Origin of the sequence: Limosilactobacillus portuensis, from assembly GCF_014838735.1 — a bacterium.
Lineage (GTDB): Bacteria > Bacillota > Bacilli > Lactobacillales > Lactobacillaceae > Limosilactobacillus > Limosilactobacillus portuensis.
Genome location: NZ_JABUXQ010000054.1, coordinates 1 through 3,142 on the forward strand (window position 1 = coordinate 1; position 3,142 = coordinate 3,142).

Here is a 3,142-nt window from a genome sequence, read left to right on the forward strand (position 1 = left end):
AAGCCCATTCCAACCAATAAATTTTCTCGGCATAAAAGCGTCAACAAAACTTATAACCTACTAAATCAAACATTTTACAAATTGTAAAAAAACACTTATACTTTAAGTAACAAGTGTTATTACTGTACGTCATAGCAAAACCCCCACAGCCGTCCAAAGCTTTGTGGGGGTTTTAGTTACTTATCTGATTCATCTATTTTTTTGCTGATATAATTCGCAATCACACCAGCAACGACAGACGAAACAAATGAAGCAACAAGTGATAATACTGTAAACGTCATAGCATACACCTCCTCTTTGCACGGAAGTGCAGTATTAATATAACATACCTCGAGATACTTTAACGCAAAGTTTACGTATAAACACGTTTTAAGCGTTTATAAGACGTTTTGATAGTTTTTTACCTAGATTACTAAAAAACGTGTTATACGGCTTCTATGACGTTCTACGACGCAATATAGTTGCTAATCTTTCTATCAACTCAAATTTGATGGTTTGAAGTTCTACTTCTTGCAAATCATTCTGTTCCTGCAACTTTTTTATTAACGCTTCATTTGCGATTACAATGTTTTTGTATCGTTTTAAAGAACGCATTCGTATATATTGCGTAACTGTTAAATTCTCCTTATTTGCTAAAACTTGTAACTTAAAATAATCATCTTCAGAAAATCTAATCGTAATTTGCTTCTGCTTATTCTTCGTTGTCATTTCAAACACCCCTACGTTTTTTAAATTCACTTTTTAACACCTTTTTTATTACATGAGCATAAGAGAACATACCGTCATTTCTATTCAATAAATTGAAAGAAATGACTGATTTGGCGGTGCCAAATATGTTCAATGAGTACCGTCAAAAATCGTGTAATAGTTACTCATTTGAATAGACTTTGAATAGAACGTTTTTACACTTTTGCATCTCATACGCATTCACTTAAAAGCTCATGGTTAACAGCATTATACATACTTTTTCAAAAATAAAAAGGTGCTAGCTAAACAGCTAACACCTCCAAAAAATACTCTTTTTATATTTTTATATTTATGTATTTATTCATCTTCTTTTAACTCATCAATCATTTGATTATTAATCACTTTCTTTTCTTCTTCGCTCAACTCAAAAATTTCACTTGCTAAATACTCTTTTTGATTCCAACGATAAAAAATTTGATAAATATATTGAGTCAGATCGACGTCTGTTAAATAATCCAAATCCCCATTTTTTAACAGTTTTCGAGCTTCTTTGAATAATCCTGAAAAAACTAATATTTGCTTGCCTTTCAAAGATTTATAAAAAGCATCAAACACTTTTTGACTCGCAAGATAATCACTATCTTTACTCGAATACTTCGCCAGCTCGTACAATTCTTTATTATTGTTCTGCTTGATTTTTTGTACATGTACCTGTGTTATTAATTCATCTTTTGTTGCTGAACGCCATAATTCAAGCCATTTTTTCTGATTGATGTAATAACGTTTATCTGTAAAATACGACTTATTCACTGCAATTAACACATGAAAATGAGGATTATAATCATCTCGTTTTTTATTATACGTAATCTCTAATTTACGCACATAACCTTTTACAACATCTTTAAAAATTTTACGATTACTCATTCGTCTAAAAGATGCATTATAATGCTTGATTTCATCTTCAAGCGCTTCAGCTTTGACATTAGGCGTCGTTAATGTCAGAAAAATAAACTCTTTACTTTCTTCTTGCTTAATATATTGCATCATCAATGATAAACCTAATGCGTCTTTACGTGCTTTACGCCACGCACAAACAGGACAAAAACGATTTCTACAAGAATTCGCTTTATATAATTTCTGCTTTTCTAAAGTTTTATCAGCAACAAAGCTTAAAAACGTATTACAGTCCTCAATCAAATAAAACTGCTCCTTTTTTACATGTCTTTCAATAAATTTCTGAAACACTTGATTTCTAAGTTTCTTGTTAGTATACTTATCCATGTTAATATACAAAAACAACTCAGTTTTAGTACAAAACTGTCTAAATAAAAGTTGCTTTTTCTCCCTTCCTGTAAAGTTTTTTGCTAGACACTTAAAACATTACATTACTAGGTATGAAAAAGCAACTTTTTTTGTGCTCAAACACTTGGTACACGTGCATTTATAGACTTATATTTGTCTATAAATAGCATTGTAATAGTTACCCTTATTATCAAGACAAGAAGAAACTCGTTTCACTCGTTTCAAAAAACCTAATTAATCCAACTTAAAATTTGCTGAACCAAATTAATTATTGAAACCAATACAGCACCAATATCTATAATTTGAAAAATTATGATAGATACAGACTTATTATCAGCAGAATTTCTCACAGTATAAATTCCACTAATAACAAAAAACATAATAGCTAAAGCTACAAATAAGATAAATATTATTTTAACCAAAACAAATTCAACATTCACTAAAAACAAAGAAGAAATCAAAAATCCTAAACCTAAAACAAGTAAAGAAAACTTTGTATATTTTTCCTCGTCTAATTGCACAGCCAACATAATAAAACCAATAAAAAATAAAACTAATCCTATAAAAAATAACCAATTATCAAAAATAAAATAAAAAAGAATCCCCATGATTGAAAAAACAATACCCATGCCATAACCAACTAAATTTTCATCAATATTTGTATTATTATTATTTTCCATAACTTATAATCAATCTCTCATTTGATGTTCAACACAAGATTCACACATAGCAATATCATGCCCTTTGTCCGAAGGAGAAATTAATCCACCACAATTAAGACAAGTAACGTAATCCTTATGCTCCACTAAATATTTAACTCTTTTTCTTTCATTTTCTTCTACTTCATCAAACATAGACATAAAATTACCTCCAAATAATTATTCATAGATAATATAGCACTTCTAAAATACATATAATTAAAAATCATTATTTTTTATTCCAATTGCTTTATTGGTTGGAACCAACAGGGCTATTTTGTGTTGTTGAGTTGGTACTTTCTTGGGATTAATCCCAATTCAAGCCCAACCAACTCGCTAATAAATTAGCTAACACAAAGCCCATTCCAACCAATAAATTTTCTCGGCATAAAAGCGTCAACAAAACTTATAACCTACTAAATCAAACATTTTACAAATTGTAAAAAAAACACTTA

At 29.5% G+C, this 3,142-nt stretch carries 4 protein-coding genes; all 4 read right to left on the reverse strand.

The genetic code is table 11. From position 1 onward, the window contains the following. Nucleotides 1-435: 435 nt before the first annotated feature. The 4 genes from HUK49_RS10420 to HUK49_RS10435 all read right to left on the reverse strand — a co-directional run bounded on the left by HUK49_RS10420 (nt 436) and on the right by HUK49_RS10435 (nt 2,849). On the reverse strand, nt 436-708 hold the full coding sequence (locus tag HUK49_RS10420; protein WP_096533714.1) for a plasmid mobilization protein: 273 nt from the start codon (nt 706-708) through the stop codon (nt 436-438). Between the two features lie 336 nt (nt 709-1,044). Next, nucleotides 1,045-1,884: a protein rep gene (locus HUK49_RS10425; RefSeq protein ID WP_203163251.1), complete on the reverse strand. Its 840-nt coding sequence runs from the start codon at nt 1,882-1,884 to the stop codon at nt 1,045-1,047. 335 nt (nt 1,885-2,219) lie between these two features. After that, on the reverse strand, nt 2,220-2,669 hold the full coding sequence (locus tag HUK49_RS10430) for a hypothetical protein (RefSeq protein WP_096561809.1): 450 nt from the start codon (nt 2,667-2,669) through the stop codon (nt 2,220-2,222). Nucleotides 2,670-2,678: 9 nt separating this feature from the next. Continuing rightward, nucleotides 2,679-2,849 carry a hypothetical protein gene (locus HUK49_RS10435; RefSeq protein ID WP_157938996.1) on the reverse strand — a complete coding sequence of 57 codons (171 nt, stop codon included), beginning with the start codon at nt 2,847-2,849 and terminating at the stop codon, nt 2,679-2,681. Nucleotides 2,850-3,142 lie beyond the last annotated feature (293 nt).